Genomic DNA, 17,250 nt, shown 5'->3' with positions numbered 1-17,250 from the left:
GAGGGGCTCGCAGACTACGTTGAAGAGAAAGGGCTTAGCGCTGGCGGACCGTGGCGCCCTCAAGTCCGGTCAAGGCCGCGTTGGCCCAGTTGCCACACGAACGGGACGACTTGTCGCCCAGTGTGCGCAGGCTTAGTTGCGTCAGGCCGCGCACGTCGATCTCGGGCTTGACCACCGCCGGCGCCGTAACCACGCCGCTGTCGTAGAGCAGGCGTTCGCCGCTCCAGACCTGGAAGCGCATGCTGCCCGCGCTGCGGCAGCTGTCGTCCACGCCGAGGTCGGCGCGCAGCAGGTGCCAAGTGCCGTCCAGTTGCAGGTCGAGGCGGCTGTTCGCTCCCACGCCGATGCCCTTGTTGAAGCGCAGGCCGTTCATGCGCATCTCGCCCGCTTTACTGAGCGGCTTGTCGCGCCCGAAGTTCTTCGGCAGTGGCAGCTCGCTCAGGTAGCGGCGCAGTTCGCGTCCTTCCGGCGCCTGGTGCTCGAGCACGCGGAATTCGGACAGCGTGATCGGCGACACCTCCAGTGGTGCGGCGGCATCGAAGGCGCGCGCCGGCGCTGCGCCGTTCACCGCGGTCACCATCGGGTCGGTGCTGGCGGCGCCGCTGCCATCCGGGTTCTGGGTGCTCAGCACGCGGAAGCGCAGCAGGCGGCCGGCGGTGGCCGGGAAGGCGATCGCCTGCATGTTCTCCGCCAGGTTCAAGCGGCCACGCTGCACCGGCACGCCCCACTCGCCGTTGCTGTCGGCGATGTAGATCTCGTAGTCGCGCACCTGGCCGTGCTTCCAGTTCTTGTCGCTGCGCGGGGCGATCTCGATGCCGTCCACCAGGCGGCGTTCGGTGAAGCCGATCACCCACTCGTGGGCGCCGCTCTTGACGGCTTGGCTGCGCACCGTGCGGAACCAGGTCTCCGGCTTGCCGTCGAAGGCATTCTCGAGCGGATGGCCCGGCTCTTCCGCTGGGCGGTTGACGACGATCATCGCGTCCGCCGGCAGCGCGCGGCCCTGCACCGGGGCAGTCGGGAAGGCATCGTCGGCGCCTGGCGCGGTGACGCCCTGCAGCGCGAAGGACAGCGGCCAGCGGATGTCCTGGACCGGGGCCTTCACGTGCACAGTGCCGAGGCGTTCGGCGGCGTCGAAGAACCAGCCGGCGTCGAGCGCATCGAACTCGGCGCGGCTGGCGGCCTGCTTCAGGCTGGCCGCACCTAGCTGCACCTGGGCAGGCTGCTGGCGGCTCGGCAGGCGCAGGCTGTAGCCGCGCCGCGCTTCCTGGCCGTCGTAGCTGCCGTCCACCGGATGGATGGTGACGTCCACCTTGCCGCCCTGCTCGCGCATCGCGATGCGCTGGCGGCTGAATGCGCCCTGCTGGTAGCGGCGGGTGTTGCCGTCGTCTTCGTACAGCACGTACTCCGACTCGCCCTGGGGGTAGAGGTCGAGCGTGAGCCTGTCCTTCGGCTTGTGGCCGTCGTACAGCATGTCCGGATACATCGGGATGATGGCGCCGGCCCGCACGAACACCGGCAGCTTGTCGAGCGTGACTTGCAGGTCGATGTCGCGCCCCTCTTTGCCGGCCGCGAGCTGGCGGCCGTCCCAGTAGTCGATCCAGCGGCCCTGCGGCAGGTGGATGCCCTTGCGCCAGCCCTGGCTGACGGCCTGGCTGCGGTAGACCGGGGCGACCAGCAGGTCGCGCCCAAGGAGGAACTGGTACTTGTGCGCCTCGCTCAACGCGGCCGGGTCGTTCGGGTAATCCCACATCAGGCCGCGCACCAGCGGCGCGCCCTTCTCTTCCGCCTCGTGCGCCAGCGTGTACATGTAGGGGGTCAGGCGCATCTTGAGCTTCAGGTAGCGCCGGTTGATGCTGCGATAGGGTTCGTCGAACCACCACGGATGCTTGCGCGCGCTGGCCGACCAGCCCGACATGCCCATCAGGACCGGGGTAAAACTCTTCCACTGCAGGTCGCGGGTATAGGTTTCCGGGCTGCCGCCGAAGATCGCATCGACGTCGCCGGTGGCGTAGGCCTGGCCGGACAGGCCGGAGCCGATCAGGGTCGGGACATGCCAGCGGATGTAGTCCCAGCTGGCGCTCTGGTCGCCGGTCCAGGCCACGGCATAGCGCTGGGTGCCGGCCCAGCCCATCACGGTCCAGATGAAGGGGCGGCTGTCGGAGTTGTTCAGGATGCCGTCGTAGGCCGCCTTGTTGGCGTCCAGCGAGAACTGGTAGCCCTTGCCGGTCCAGGCCACGTCCAGCTTCTGGGCGCGGGTGCCGGCCTTGCCGACTTCCCAGGCGATCTTGTCGACGCCGTTCTCGGTCCACAGGCCGGTGCGGAAGCCGTATTTGGCCAGGCCCTGCACGGTTTCCGGCAGCGCGGTATAGCCGCAGCCGTAGCCGTCGTTCGGCAGGATCCAGCCGCCCGGCATGTCGTGCTCGCGATACTTGCGCGCCACGCTGTCGATGACGTCCGGGGTCTTGCCGGTGGGGCCGTCGCTCCAGCCGCGCGGCGCGGTGCCGGGCTTCTTGACGTTGTCGCCGTCGTTGTAGCAGTCGGCGTCGCCGTATTCCAGGGCCCAGCGCGGCAGCATGCGCGCGCGGCCGGTCCATTCGGTGTAGCGCGCCAGCACCTCGTGCATCGACTTGCCGACGAAGTAATAGGCGTCGAAACGGCCTTCGTCATGCTGGAGCGTGAGCTGTCCGTCTTCCCGCAGGTCGTAGTTCCCGTCGGCCCAGGTATTGCGCAGCATGCCCCAGCCGCGGGAACTCATCAGGAAGGGCGCCGGATTCGGGCGGTCACCCTCTTCCCAGCCGCCCGAATACGAGACCGGCAGCTCGCGGCCCTTGAATTCGAACCGGCCATTTTGCTGGCCTCCGCCGTAGAAGCGCTCGGCCTTGTCGCTGGAAAGCACCTGCACGTTCTGCTTCTCACCCAGGTCGAGGGGCTGCAGTTCGCGCCACAGCGGCTGGGCGTCGCCGGTGCGGTACAAGCTAAAACGCAGCGGGGCGCGGTCGACGCGCAGGGTCAGCGCGGCGGTGCGCAGCACCAGTTGGCCGTTCTCTTCCTTGAATTCATGCGGCACGTCCTTGCTTGCTTCGGCCACCACGATCGGTGCCGCCTTGTCGCCGGGGCCGCTCAATTCCTTGCGGCCGGCCTGGATGCGCAGCACGTCGGCACGCGGCAGGCTGACGCGGATGCGGGCGCCGGATTCCGCCACCAGATCCCATGACGGGCCATCGCCCTGCGCGGCACTGAAGCTGTGCAGTTTGCCGATCGGCGCGGCCGCTGCCAGGCTGGGGAGCGCCGACAGGACTGTCAGCGCCAGTACGGGCACGGTAAAGGAAGGTCGCAGGCGGGAGTCGTATTTCATGAGGTCTCGGGGATCCGTGTTGCGTTTTGATGAAGATAATGTATGAACAAAAGCAAGGCAGGTCAACAGAAAGGAAAGGAAAAGTACAAAAAAGTTCGAAATAATGCGGAAATCATGCTTAAAACCTTTCGTTTAAGCTAAAAACTCAGCACATACCTTTCGATTAGGGCATAGCCTGTAGCCTTGGAACCACAAACAGGGAACGAAACGATCATCTATTCGCGCTTTTCGATCTTTCATATCTTTCGTTTTCTTTCGTGTTTGACTTTCGCAAACTTTCTATTTAAGATTGGTCGCACTGAAAACTTTATACATTTCTTTCGATGACTACTCTTCTGCAGCGAAGCCAACAAGCGTGGAGCGACATCGGCGGTTTGCATACCGCCGAGGAGATCGTTCACCAGCCCGCGCTCTGGGGCGAATTGTCCACTCGCCTGCAGGACGGGCGTGAGCGCGTCGCCGCCTTCCTGGAGGGCTGCCTGGCCAATCCGCTGCAACGCGTGATCCTCACCGGTGCCGGCAGCTCGGCCTATGTGGGCGAGATCATCGCCGACGAACTAAATGCCGCCTGGCCGGCCCAGGTGCGCGCCATCGCCACCACCACCCTGCTCACCCATCCCGAGCTCTATATAGAGACCGGCGCGCCCACCCTGCTGGTGTCCTTCGCCCGCAGCGGCGACAGCCCGGAAAGCCTGGCCGTCGTCGAACTGGTGCGCGAGCTGCTGCCGGACGCGCGCCTGCTGAACATCACTTGCAACCCCGAAGGCCGCCTGGCGCGCGACAGCGCCGGCGACCGCAAGGCCTTCAATCTCCTGATGCCTGCCGCCAGCTGCGACCGCGGCTTCGCCATGACCAGCAGTTTCACCTGCATGCTGCTGGCCGCGCTGGCCGTCCTCGGCAAGGAGGATCAAGTCGACCGCATCGCCACCCTGGCGCGCCTGGCCGAACCAGCAATGACGGCCTGGGAAGCGCCGGTGGCCGCGCTGGCGGCGAGCGAAGCCGGCCGCGTGGTCTACCTCGGCAGCGGCCCGCTCGAAGGCCTGGCCAAGGAAAGCGCCCTCAAGCTGCTCGAACTCACGGCCGGGCGCGTGCCGGCGATGGCGAACACGCCGCTGGGCTTCCGCCACGGGCCCAAGTCGGTGCTCAACGCCGATGCGCTGGTCTTCGTGTTCGGCAGCGCCAAGAAGCTGGCGCAACGCTACGAGGCCGACCTGGTCGACGAACTGCGGCGCGACGGCGTGGCCGGCCGCATCCTGACCATCGGCCCGGGCGGCGACATCGGCATCGAGGTCCCGAACTGGTCCGACGCCTGGCTGGCGCCCCTGTGGCTGCTGGTCGCGCAGCAGGTGGCCCTGCACCAGTCGGCCGCGCTGCAGCTGCGCCCCGATAATCCTTTCGCCAGCGGCACGGTCAACCGCGTCGTCAAGGGCGTCACCATCTACCGCCATGACGAACACTGAACATACGGGTTGCCACGGCATCGACATCGGCGGCAGCAAGATCGAGCTGGTCTCCTTCGCCATCGACGGCGCCGAGCTGCGCGAAGTCTTCCGCGAACGCGTCGCCACGCCGGGCCATGATTTTTCCGCCTTCGTGCAGGCCGTCGCCGGCCTCGTCGAGCGCGCCGATGCGGCCCTGGGCGGCGCGGCGCCGGTGGGCATCGGCCTGCCGGGCGTGGCCGATTCCCGCACCGGCCGCCAGCTCAGCTCCAACGTACCGGCCCTGAACGGACGCCTGGTCGCTCCCGCGTTGGAACAAGCGCTCGAACGCCCCGTCGTGAGCGGCAACGACTGCCAGTGCTTCGCCCTGTCCGAAGCGCAGGGCGGCGCGGCCGATGGTGTGCCCACCATGTTCGGCGCCATCCTCGGCACCGGCGCCGGCGGCGGCTATTGCGCCGGCGGACTCCTGCTGCGCGGCTTCAATGGCGTGGCCGGCGAATGGGGGCACTGGTCGGTACCGGGCCACCTGCTGGCCCAGTACCGCCTGCCCTCCATCCCCTGCCCCTGCGGGCGCGAAGGCTGCTTCGAACGCTACGTGTCCGGCCCGGGAATGCGCATGCTGCACCGCCATTTCGGCGGCGACGGCCTGGAACCGATGGAGATCGCCGCGCGCGCCAACGCCGGCGACAGCCTGGCGGCCCTCACGCTGGGCGCCCACCTCGACCTGCTGGCCCACGCCCTTTCTGGCCTGGTGCTGGCGATCGACCCGCACGCCATCGTGCTGGGCGGCGGGCTGTCGCAGCTGCCCCACCTGTACCAGGAGCTGCCGGCCGCCGTGCGTCGCCACCTTTTCTCCGGCGCGCAAGTGCCGCCGATCCTGCCGCCGCGTTTCGGCGACGCCGGCGGCGCCCGCGGCGCCGCCCTGCTGGCCCGCCAACAACTGAACGCTACCGCACCATGAACCAGGACCTTTCCCCCATCCAGCAGGTCATCAAGGCCCACCGCCGCGGCGAGCCCGCCGGCCTGTACAGCGTCTGCTGCAGCCATCCGATCGTGCTGAGCGCCGCGATGAGCGTGGCCGCGCGCTACGATACCCTGCTGCTGGTCGAAGCGACCTCGAACCAGGTCGACCAGTTCGGCGGCTACACCGGCATGAACCCGGCCCAGTTCCGCGACTACGTGCGCCGACTGGCGCAGGAACGCGGCTTCCCGCTCGAGCGCCTGGTGCTCGGCGGCGACCATTTGGGCCCAAACGCCTGGCAGGGCCGTCCGGCGCTGGAAGCCATGGCGCATGCCGATGAGCTGGTCGCGGCCTATGCGGCCGCCGGTTTCCACAAGATCCACCTCGACTGCAGCATGCGCTGCGCCGACGATCCGGCCACCCTGGACGACGAAACCGTGGCCGCGCGCTCGGCGCGCCTGGCGGCGATCGCCGAAGCCGCTGCAGCGCAGGCCAGCCATCCGCCGCCGGTCTACGTGATCGGCACCGAGGTGCCGGTGCCGGGCGGCGAATCCTCCCTGCTTGATGCCGGGGCGCCGACCTCGCCGCAAGCGGCCAAGCGCACGCTGGACGTGCATTGCCGCGCCTTCCTGGGCGCCGGCCTGCACGCCGCATGGCGCCGCGTAATCGCCATGGTGGTGCAGCCGGGTGTCGATTTCGACCACAGCCACATCCAGCACTACGACGCCGCGCAGGCGGCCAGCCTGTCGGCCTTCGTGGCCGGCCGCCCCGGCCTGGTGTTCGAGGCGCACTCGACCGACTACCAGCGCGAGTCGAGCCTGCACGAGATGGTGCGCGACCACTTCGCCATTTTGAAAGTCGGCCCGGCCGCGACCTTCGCCCTGCGCGAAGGCCTGCTGGCCCTGTGCCAGATCGAGGACGAGCTGGTGCCGCGCGAACAGGCCTCGCGCCTGATGGCGGTGCTCGACGAAGTCATGCTGGCCAAGCCCGAACACTGGCGCAAGCACTACCCGGGCAGCAGCGAAGAGCAGCGCGTGATGCGCCGCTACGGCCTGTCGGACCGCTGCCGCTACTACTGGAACGAAGCCCCGGTGGCGGCCGCCGTCGAGACGCTGTGCGCCAACCTGGATGCGATCGAGATCCCGCTGCCGCTCCTGAGCCAGCACTTGCACGAGCAGTACCTGGAGGTGCTGCAGGGCCAGCTCGGTACGGGCGCGCGCGAACTGCTCGAGGACAAGGTGGGGCGTGTGCTGGCCCAGTATGCGCGCGCCTGCAAACGCAATGCGGCGGTGGCAGTCGATCACGCCGCATCGATCTGTTAAGCTCGGCGTTTTCGACCGCCAACCCGAGCCGCCACCATGCGAAACACGACCCAACGCCGCGAAGCCATCCTCCAGCAACTGACCCGCAACGGTGCGGTCCAGGTGACCGACCTGGTGCAGGAGTTCGGCGTCTCGGCCGTGACCATCCGCAACGACCTGAGCGCGCTGGAGACGCAGGGGCTGGCCACGCGCAGCCATGGCGGCGCGACCCTGATGCGCACCCCGCCGCCGGAGCAATCGATCCGCCAGAAGGATGCGATCAACCAGGAGCAGAAAGACCGTATCGGCGCGCTGGCCGCGACCCTGGTGCAGGAAGGCGACAACATCATCATCGACTCGGGCACCACCACCATCTCGCTGGCGCGCCACCTGCGCGACGCCAACGGCGTGACCGTGATGACGAATGGCCTGAACATCGCCTGGGAGCTGGCCGACACCGCCGGGGTCGAGCTGATCCTGACCGGCGGCCTGCTGCGCAAGCAGTCGCTGTCGATCCAGGGCAGCCAGGCCGAAGCGACCCTGCAGGCCTACAACTTCGACAAGCTGTTCCTGGGCGTGGACGGCTTCGACCTGCAGTTCGGGGTCACCACCCATCACGAAGCCGAAGCGAGCCTGAACCACAAGATGGTCGAGCGCGCGAAGAAGATCATCGTCCTCACCGACGCCTCCAAGTTCGGCCGCGTCAGCCTGCACCGCATCGTGCAGGCCGGCCAGGTCGATACCGTCATCACCGATGCCAGCATCAGCCCCGAGTACCGCGAGGGCCTGCAGAAGCTGGGCATCGAATTACTCATAGCGGACTAAATGCTCAGCGGCAGAATCCTCACTCCCTCCGGCTGGATCACAGGCAGCATCGATTTCAGCGAACGCATCCACCGGATCATCGAAGGCCCTGCCGCATGCGGGCACACCATCCTCCCCGGCTTCGTCGACTTGCACGTGCACGGCGCGGCCGGCACCGACATCATGGAAGGCGGTGAGGCCGGCGCCGTCGTCGCCCGCACCCACGCGCGCCACGGCACCACCGCGCTGCTGGGCACCACGCTGACGGCCAAGGAACCGGACATCCGCCGCGCCCTGCACGGGCTGGCCGGCGTAATCGAGAAGCGCCCCGCCGGCGGCGCGCGCATGCTGGGCGTGCACCTGGAAGGCCCTTTCCTGAACCTGCAGCGCCTCGGCGCCCAGCCACCCGACGTGATCCCCGCGCGCCTGGACCTGGTGCGCAGCCTGCACGCCATCGCGCCGATCCGGGTGCTGACCATGGCGCCCGAGGTCGATGGCAACTTGGCCTTGATCGCGCCGTTGAAAGAACTCGGCATCCGCGTCCAGATCGGCCATAGCGCCGGCAGCTACGAGGACGGTGTCGCCGCATTGAATGCGGGCGCGGCCGGCTTCACCCACCTGTTCAACGGCATGAGCGGCCTGCTGCACCGCGAGCCCGGCATGGTCGGCGCGGCGCTGGCCCATGCCGAGTACGCGGAAATCATCCCGGATTTGCAGCACGTGGCCCCGGGCGCCCTGCGTGCCGCCCTGCGCGCCATCCCGCGCCTGTACGGCGTGACCGACGCCACCTCGGCCACCGATATGCCGGACGGCGAGTATGCACTGGGCAGCCAGCGCGTGTTCAAGTGCGGCGCCTGCGTGCGCCTGGCCAGCGGCTCGCTGGCCGGCAGCGTGCTGACCATGGACCAGGCGCTGCGCAACTTCGTCGAGCTGGGCCTGGACCTGGCCGAGGCGTCGACGCGCCTGTCGCGCTACCCGGCCGACTACCTGGGCGAATCGGAGCGCGGGCGGCTGGCGCCGGGCGCCTGGGCCGACATCGTCGTGCTCGACGCGGCGCTGCGGCCGGTGGCCGTGTTCGTCGAAGGCGAAGCGATCCAGCTCTGAAGTACACACCTTAAAAATCACTGGAGACACCATGACCGCAACCGACCTCGCGCCCGTGGGTGCCAAGCGCTACCTGCTGTTCATCGCCGGCATGGGCGGCCTGCTGTACGGCATCGACGTCGGCATCATCGCCGGCGCCCTGCCCTACCTGGAATCGACCGCCACCCTGGCCTGGAAGCTGAGCACCCAGCAGCTGTCCTTCATCGTCGCCGCGGTACTGCTCGGGTCGGTGTTGTCCTCGCTGTTCGCAGGTGCCCTGTCCGACCTCATCGGGCGCCGCTGGGCCATGGTGCTGGCCGGGGCGCTGTTCACGATCAGCATCCCGATGATCGCGCTGTCCGACGGCTATTCTCCGCTGCTGCTCGGACGCCTGCTGCAGGGGATCAGCGGTGGCCTGATCGGCGTGGTGGTGCCGCTCTACCTGGCCGAGTCGCTGCCGGCGGCCCAGCGCGGCCGCGGCGCCGCCCTGTTCCAACTGATGCTGACCATCGGCTTGGTTGGCGCCGCCATCATTGGCCTGAGCCAGGCGCGCACGGTCGATGCCGTGACCCAGGCCGCCGCCGCACTTGAACCAGGTGCGCGCAGCGCAATGGTGTTCGCCGCCCAGGACCATGCCTGGCGCACCATCTTCTGGCTCTGCCTCGCGCCGGGCCTGGTGTTCACCCTCGGCAGCCTGGCTTTGAAGGAATCGCCGCGCTGGCTGGCGCTGCGCGCCGGCGGCCAGGCTGTCACCGACGCGAAGCTGCCCGTCGTGGCGGCGCGCGATTCGCTGGCCAGCCGCCGCTACGTGCTGCCCTTCCTGCTGGCCTGCCTGGTGCTGGCCCTGACCCAGGCCACCGGCATCAATTCGATCCTGGCCTATGTGGTGACGATCCTTAACCAGGCCGGCCTGCCCGGCTCCACCGCCAACACGGCCGACGTGGCCCTGAAGGTGCTCAACGCCCTGATGACCGTGGTGGCCGTGGTGCTGGTCGACCGCAAGGGCCGCAAGTTCCTCCTGATGCTGGGCAGCGGCGCGATCGTGGTGGCGCTGGTCTCGGCCGGGATGCTGTTCCGCGGCGCCGAGGGCGCACAGCGCGACGTGCGCGCCCAGGTCGAGGCCCAGGTGCGCGACAACAGCCTGTCCCTGCGCCTGGATGCGGACCAGCTGGTGCGTCTTGGCGCCGGCAGCAGCGCGCCGCAGCAGCTTACCGTCGCCTACGCCTACGGTCCGTTCACCAATGTGAAATCGCTGCGCAGCGACGACCCGCTTCTCCCAAGCGTGTTGCTGAGGCGCGAGGATGCGATCGACGAGGATAGCGTGATCGGCGCCACCCTGCGCCGCTGGCACCTGAACCCGTTCGCCGATCCGGCCGCGGGGCGCGCGGCGCCGCTCACCATCGAGCGCGCCTGGCTGGGCGCGGTGCCGTCCGAGGCGCATGGCTGGCAGGTGGCGTTCGCGATCTGCCTGTTCGTGGCCGGCTTCGCGGTGGGGCCTGGGGTGTGCGTGTGGCTGGCTTTATCGGAGCTGATGCCGACCCGTATCCGTTCGAACGGCATGAGCATTGCGCTGCTGATCAACCAGTTCGTGTCGACCGTGATCGCCGCGACCTTCCTGCCGACGGTCGGCTACTACGGCTACTCGGCGGTGTTCTTCGCCGGCGCGGGCTTTGCGGTGCTGTACTTCCTCACCGCCGCCTTCCTGCTGCCGGAGACCAAGGGCAAGACTCTGGAAGAGATCGAGCTACATTTCACCAGCGCCGGCCGGCCGCAGCCGGGCTAACGAACTCCGTGCCTGCTCAATAAGGACTACCATCAGGCGCTCCCCAACTCAGGAGCCCAGCATGGATTCGGACAGCAAGAAAGACGGCGTCGCTCCTTCGCGGCGCCGCTTCGTCAGCAGTGTCGCCACTGGCATCGCGGCATCGGCCGCCGCCGTTCCGGCACTGGCCCAGCAGGCTGAAGGCAATCAGCCGCCGCCGGGCCGCGCCCGCGAAGCCGCCGCGCGCTATCCGGCGCCGCCTTTCCCCAACCAGCAGCAGCCCTGGCCAGGGCTGGCCAGCAAGATGACGCCGCGTCCGGACCATGGCGAAACCACCTACCGCGGCAGCGGACGCCTGGCCGGACGCAAGGCCTTAGTCACCGGCGGCGACTCGGGCATCGGCCGCGCCGCCGTGATCGCCTTTGCGCGCGAAGGCGCGGACGTGGCCATCAACTACCTGCCGGCCGAGGAGCAGGATGCCCAGGAGGTGGTGCAGCTGATTCGCCAGGCCGGCTGCAAGGCGGTGGCGATTCCCGGCGACATCCGCGACGAAGCCTTTTGCCGCAAGCTGGTGGAGGAAGCCGTGCGCCAGCTGGGCGGGCTCGACATCCTGGTCAACAATGCCTCGCGCCAGAAATCGGCCAACTCGATCCTCGACATCTCGACGGCGGACTTCGACTGGACCATCAAGACCAATGTGTATGCGATGTTCTGGATCACCAAGGCGGCGCTGCCGCACCTGAAGGCCGGCAGCTGCATCATCAACACGGCTTCGCAGCAGGCCTACGACCCGTCGGAGAACCTGCTGGATTACTCGATGAGCAAGGCGGCCGAAGTGGCGATGACCAAGTCGCTGGCCAAGCAGCTGGCCTCAAAGGGAATCCGGGTCAATGCGGTGGCGCCGGGGCCGGTATGGACGCCGCTGCAGGTGTCGGGCGGCCAGACGCAAGAGAATCTGAAGAAGTTCGGCAGCGATACGCCGATGAAGCGTCCGGGCCAGCCGGCCGAATTGGCGGCGACCTATGTCACGCTCGCTTCGGACGAATCGAGCTATACCACCGGACACGTCTACGGGGTGTCCGGCGGCGGTGGCCAGCCCTGAGGCTAGCCTGGATTTGGTCCTGAGACTGGCGCGCGGGCTGGGGCCAACCCGCGCGCTGCGCCCCGGTTCAGCGGCGGCCGAACCAGCTCAGGGAGGCGAAAACGGATGCAAGTGCAGACGTCACCGAGCGGGTCGGGATACGTTTGCTGAACAGACCGGTGTAGTGGCAGCGCTTGGTAACAGTCATTTCTTTTTTCTCCGAAACATTACTTAGCACAATAACTACAGTGCAAATACCGTTCTGTGCGCTACCTCGCTTAGCGCGCAAGCAACAATGTCCTGTCGCGCGCGCCCCACGACGATTGAGCCATATCATGCGATCAGCAGGGCTGGGTTCTACCCTTGCCGGGTAAACCCGCTGTCCTGCGGGTACTTCAAGCACAAGGAGGCAAGCGATGAGCTACGCAGATCGTGACAGATATGGCATGTACAGGAACACGCGCAGTACCGGTCCGGGGCCTGCGCTGATGGGCGCCGATACGCTGATCGGCGACAGCGTCGTCAATGCGCAGGAGGAAGACCTGGGCGACATCAAGGAGATCATGCTCGACATGCAGACCGGCCAGGTCGCCTATGCCGTGCTGGCCTTCGGCGGCTTCCTTGGAATGGGCGAGAAGCTGTTCGCCGTGCCCTGGCAGGCCCTGCACCTGGACACCGTGAACAAGCGCATGGTGCTCAACGTCGACAAGGAAAGACTCAAGAGCGCCCCCGGCTTCGACAAGGACGCCTGGCCGGACATGAGCGACACGAGCTGGTCCAGCGGCATCCACAGCTTCTACGGCACCGATCCACAGCGCTCTAGCGCACCGACGATGGGGCCGGGCAGCGGGGGCGGTGGCCTGGTCGGCAGCGCCAGCTCGGACGCGGGTTCGGCAATGGGACGTGGCATGGGCTCGAGCATGGGCGCAGGCTCGGCCGGGACCGGCGGCGGCGCGGGCAGCAGCCTGGGCGCTAGCGTCGGATCGGGCAGCGCGCACGGCGACTCGTATGGTGTCGGCGGCAGCGCCGATCCACGGCCCAGCCATGAAGGCGACGACAAGGACCTGAGCCGCATCCGCGGCAGCAATATCGGGTGATCTAGCGTTGCACTTGTAGGGTGGGCGGCTATGCCGCCCACGCGGCCAACCGGGCTGTGAAGAGACACGTCGCGTCAGTTCATCTGGAGGCTGACCGCGTGGGCGGGAAAACCCGCCCACCCTACGAACATCATCGAATCATCGACTCCCACACCTTCTGCAGGCGCTTGGCCGATACCGGCATGGGCGTGCGCAGTTCCTGCGCGAACAGCGACACGCGCAGCTCTTCCAGCATCCAGCGGAACTCGATCATGCGCGGATCGTTGTTCTTGCCCGCCTGGTTCTTCAGCGTGCGCTGGAACTGGCTGGCCGCGTTCTGCCACTCCGCCATCAGCTGCGCATCGCGCGACGGATTGCCGCGCAGCTTCTCGATCCGCACATTGATCGCCTTCAGATAGCGCGGGAAGTGCGCCAGCTGGCTGTACTCGTTGTCGGCGATGAAGCGCTTGTGGATCAAACCCTGCAGCTGCGCCTGGATGTCCTGCTGCACCGCCGGCGCCAGGCTCTGGATGCGCTTCGGCATGCCGTGGAACTCGGCCAGAATCGACCCCACCAGGCGCGCGATCTCGTTGATCAACAGGCCAATGCGGCCCTTGCCTTCGTCCTTGCGCTTGTTGAACTCTCCCGAGTTGATCGGCAGCGGGTCCTGCAGGCAGGCGATGTCGATCGCCTTGGCGATGATCTGGTCGCGCAGCTCTTCCTGCGTGCCCACACTCATGAACTGCATGCCCATGCCCTGCAGGCCGGGGATGTTCTTCTCCGCGAACTTGAGCTGGTCCTTCAGCTGCAGCGCGAACAGGCGGCGCAGGCCGATGCGGTGGGTGCGCGCCGCAACGTTCGGGTCGTCGAACACTTCCAGGTCGCAGTGCGTGCCCTTGTCCACCAGCGCCGGGAAGCCGATCAGGGTCAGCTTGCCCTGCGTGATTTCCAGCAGCTCGGGCAGCTCGCCGAAGCTCCAGGTGGTGAGGCCGGTGTGCTGGACCGCACCCGGCGCCGCCGCCGGCGCCTGGGTCGCGGCCGGCCCTGCCGCCTTCGTGACCGGCGCATTGCCCTTGCCTTTCGCCGGCGCCGCGGCCGGCTGGGCAGCGGGCTGCAGGGCCTGCAGCTTCGCCGGCGCGGCCGGCGTCGCTTCCGCCATCTTCTGGAAGCTCTGGCGCGCCTGCCCGCCCAGCTCCGCCTGCAGCGTCGCCAGGTTGCGGCCCATGTCGAGCTGGCGCCCGTGCTCGTCGATCACCTTGAAGTTCATCGACAGGTGCGCCGGCAGGGTTTCGAGCTTGAAGTCGGTCGTCAGCACGCGCGCGCTGGTGTGGGCGTGGATGTCGGCGATCAGCGCGTCGATCAGGTCGCCCCGGCCGAAGCGCACCGGGTCCTGGTTGCGCTCGAAGAAGTTTGCCGCGTACTCCGGCAGCGGCACGCAATGGCGGCGCAGCTTCTGCGGCAGGGATTTCAGCAGCAGGTGGACCTTCTCCTTCAGCATGCCCGGCACCAGCCAGCCCGCGCGCTCCTGCGGGATCTGGTTCAGTGCGAACAGCGGCACGGTGAGCGTGACGCCATCGCGCGGGCTGCCCGGCTCGAAGTGATAGCTCAGGCCCATCTCGATGCCGGTGACGTTCATCGTCTTCGGGAACAGCTCGGTGGTGACGCCGGCCGCTTCGTGGCGCATCAGCTCCTCGCGGTTCAGGAACAGCAGCTTCGGGTTGTCGCGCGAGGCGTCCTTGTACCACTTCTCGAAGCCCGCGCCGTTCACCACCGACTCCGGGATCTCCTTGTCGTAGAAGGCGGCGATCAGCTGCTCGTCCACCAGCACATCCAGGCGGCGCGACTTGTGTTCGAGGTTCTCGATCTCGCGCACCAGCTTGTGGTTGTGCGCATAGAAGGCTGCGCGCGTCTCGTAGTCGCCCGCCACCAGCGCGTCGCGGATGAAGATCTCGCGCGCTTCCCGCGGGTTGTGCTGACTGTAGTTGATGCGGCGGTTGCTGTAGACGACGATGCCGTACAGGGTCGCGCGCTCGGTCGCCGTCACCTGCGCCTGGCGCTTTTCCCAGCGCGGCTCGCCCCAGGATTTCTTCAGCAGGTGGGCGCCGATCTTCTCCACCCACTCCGGCTGGATCTGGGCGATGGTGCGTGCGTACAGGCGCGTGGTCTCGACCAGTTCGGCCGCCATCACCCAGCGTCCCGGCTTCTTGGCGAGGTAGGAACCCGGCCAGATGTGGAACTTGATGCCGCGCGCGCCCAGGAACACCGGCTCGTCCTCGGCCTTGAAACCGATATTCCCCAGCAAGCCGGTGAGCAGCGCCATGTGCAGCTGGTCGAAGGTGGCGGGCGCCGCGTTCAGGCGCCAGCCCTGCTCGCGCGCGACCGTGAGCAGCTGCGAATGCACGTCACGCCACTCGCGCAGGCGCAGCTGCGACAGGAAGTTGGCGCGGCAGTTTTCCTGCAGCTGACGGTTCGACTTCTTGTGTTCGATCGCGTCCTCAAACCAGGCCCAGATTTTGAGGTAGCTGAGGAACTCGGACTTCTCGTCGGCGAACTTCTTGTGCTTCTCGTCGGCCTGCTGCTGGTATTCGATCGGGCGGTCGCGCGGGTCTTGCGTGGACAGCGCCGAGGCCACGATCAGCATCTCGGTCAGGCAGTCGTTGTCGACCGAGGCCAGGATCATGCGGCCCACGCGCGGGTCGAGCGGCAGCTTGGCCAGCTTCTTGCCCAGCGGGGTCAGCTCATTGACGTCGTCGACCGCGCCGACTTCCTGCAGCAGCTGGTAGCCGTCGGCGATCGCGCGGCCCTGCGGCGGCTCGATGAAGGGGAAGGTCTCGACGTCGGTCAGGTGCAACGATTTCATGCGCAGGATGACCGAGGCCAGCGACGAACGCAGGATCTCCGGATCCGCGAACTTCGGACGCTTGTTGAAATCGTCCTCCTCAAACAGGCGGATGCAGACGCCGTCGGCCACACGGCCGCAACGGCCGGCGCGCTGGTTGGCCGAGGATTGCGCCACCGGCTCGATCTGCAGCTGCTCGACCTTGTTGCGGAAGCTGTAGCGCTTCACGCGCGCCAGGCCCGTATCCACCACGTAGCGGATGCCCGGCACGGTCAGCGAGGTCTCGGCCACGTTCGTCGCCAGCACGATGCGGCGCGCGTTGGTGGTGCGGAACACGCGGTCCTGCTCTTCGACAGACAGGCGCGCGAACAGCGGCAGGATCTCGACGTGCGGCGGATGGTGCTTGCGCAGCGCTTCCGCGCAGTCGCGGATCTCGCGTTCGCCCGGCAGGAACACCAGCACGTCGCCCGAGCCGATGCGGCACAGCTCATCGACCGCGTCGACCACGGCTTCCATCAGGTCGCGCTTGTCGCGTGCGACTTGTGCTTTCGGCGCCGGCTCGCCCGGTTTCGCGTTGGTGGTCGTGACGGGGTCGCGATCCACTGGGCGATAACGCACTTCCACCTTGTACAAGCGGCCCGAAACCTCGATGACGGGCGCCGGTTTCTCCGGCGTGCCGAAGTGGCGCGAGAAGCGCTCCGCATCGATGGTGGCCGAGGTGATGATCACCTTGAGGTCCGGGCGGCGCGGCAGCAGCTGCTTCAGGTAGCCGAGCAGGAAGTCGATGTTCAGGCTGCGCTCGTGCGCCTCGTCGATGATGATGGTGTCGTAGGCGCGCAGCAGCGGGTCGGTCTGGGTTTCGGCCAGCAGGATACCGTCGGTCATCAGCTTGACCGAGGCGCCCTTGGTGAGCGTGTCGTTGAAACGCACCTTGAAACCGACGTTCTCGCCCAGCGGCGAACCGAGTTCCTGCGCAATGCGCTTGGCGGTGCTCGAGGCGGCGATACGGCGCGGCTGGGTGTGGCCGATCAGGCCCTTCTGGCCGCGGCCCAGTTCCAGGCAGATCTTCGGCAGCTGGGTGGTTTTACCGGAACCGGTTTCGCCGGAGACGATGACCACCTGGCTTTCTTGAATCGCTTTCGCGATCTCCGCGCGGCGCCCGGAGACCGGGAGGTCTTCGGGGAAGGTAATCGGCGGGATCGGGTTGCGGAAGCGCGGGCTACGATCGTCCTCGCGCGGTGGGCGCTCTCCACGCTCACGCGGCGGCTTTACAGCACCCTGCGCGTTCGCTGGACGCGGGCCGTTATCGGTACGCGGCGCCGGCGCACGGCGCGGTCCGCTGCCTTCCTTTTTGGTCTGCAGTTCGCCATCGCGCGTCTGCGTCATGGGCGTGCGCAGTTCGCCCGCGGGCCGCTGTTTACGCGGCTCGTTGGCGGAAGAATTCTGGGAAGCGGCGCGCGCCTGCTGCGGCGAAGGCTTGTTACTCTGTTCAGACATTGATTTTTACAAGGTATTTGGTGCGCACAACGCGCAGCGAATTATAATGCGG

At 67.5% G+C, this 17,250-nt stretch carries 10 protein-coding genes; 8 read left to right on the top strand and 2 right to left on the bottom strand.

What is annotated here, in order from left to right; all coding sequences use genetic code 11:
- Positions 1-34: 34 nt before the first annotated feature.
- On the bottom strand, positions 35-3,355 hold the full coding sequence (locus GV068_RS21540; RefSeq protein ID WP_159702714.1) for a TIM-barrel domain-containing protein: 3,321 nt from the start codon (positions 3,353-3,355) through the stop codon (positions 35-37).
- 323 nt (positions 3,356-3,678) lie between these two features.
- Between GV068_RS21540 and GV068_RS21535 the strand changes: the two genes are divergently transcribed.
- The 8 genes from GV068_RS21535 (at position 3,679) to GV068_RS21500 (ending at position 12,883) form a co-directional block, all read left to right on the top strand.
- A complete protein-coding gene (locus GV068_RS21535; RefSeq protein ID WP_159702711.1) occupies positions 3,679-4,815 on the top strand; it encodes an SIS domain-containing protein in 1,137 nt (378 codons plus the stop codon).
- On the top strand, positions 4,802-5,755 hold the full coding sequence (locus GV068_RS21530; RefSeq protein ID WP_159702708.1) for an ROK family protein: 954 nt from the start codon (positions 4,802-4,804) through the stop codon (positions 5,753-5,755). Before GV068_RS21535 ends, GV068_RS21530 begins: the two co-directional genes overlap by 14 nt.
- Positions 5,752-7,077 (top strand): D-tagatose-bisphosphate aldolase, class II, non-catalytic subunit, encoded by a 1,326-nt coding sequence (locus GV068_RS21525; RefSeq protein ID WP_159702705.1) that lies wholly within the window; start codon positions 5,752-5,754, stop codon positions 7,075-7,077. Before GV068_RS21530 ends, GV068_RS21525 begins: the two co-directional genes overlap by 4 nt.
- A gap of 36 nt (positions 7,078-7,113) precedes the next feature.
- On the top strand, positions 7,114-7,881 hold the full coding sequence (locus tag GV068_RS21520) for a DeoR family transcriptional regulator (RefSeq protein WP_159702702.1): 768 nt from the start codon (positions 7,114-7,116) through the stop codon (positions 7,879-7,881).
- Entirely contained in the window at positions 7,882-8,964 is a 1,083-nt protein-coding gene (locus GV068_RS21515) for an N-acetylglucosamine-6-phosphate deacetylase (protein ID WP_159702699.1), read from the top strand.
- 31 nt (positions 8,965-8,995) lie between these two features.
- Positions 8,996-10,726, top strand: coding sequence for an MFS transporter (locus GV068_RS21510; RefSeq protein ID WP_159702696.1), 1,731 nt, complete (start codon positions 8,996-8,998; stop codon positions 10,724-10,726).
- A gap of 61 nt (positions 10,727-10,787) precedes the next feature.
- Positions 10,788-11,807, top strand: a complete 1,020-nt coding sequence (locus GV068_RS21505) for an SDR family oxidoreductase (protein ID WP_159702693.1) — start codon at positions 10,788-10,790, stop codon at positions 11,805-11,807.
- 425 nt (positions 11,808-12,232) lie between these two features.
- Positions 12,233-12,883, top strand: coding sequence for a PRC-barrel domain-containing protein (locus GV068_RS21500; protein WP_229464407.1), 651 nt, complete (start codon positions 12,233-12,235; stop codon positions 12,881-12,883).
- 130 nt (positions 12,884-13,013) lie between these two features.
- Here the strand turns inward: GV068_RS21500 and hrpA are convergent, their stop codons facing one another.
- Positions 13,014-17,198 carry an ATP-dependent RNA helicase HrpA gene (hrpA, locus tag GV068_RS21495; protein ID WP_229464405.1) on the bottom strand — a complete coding sequence of 1,395 codons (4,185 nt, stop codon included), beginning with the start codon at positions 17,196-17,198 and terminating at the stop codon, positions 13,014-13,016.
- Between the last annotated feature and the right edge of the window lie 52 nt (positions 17,199-17,250).

Origin of the sequence: Massilia sp. 9I (assembly GCF_902506415.1) — a bacterium.
Lineage (GTDB): Bacteria > Pseudomonadota > Gammaproteobacteria > Burkholderiales > Burkholderiaceae_D > Telluria.
This window is presented reverse-complemented; position numbering and strand designations above follow the sequence as displayed.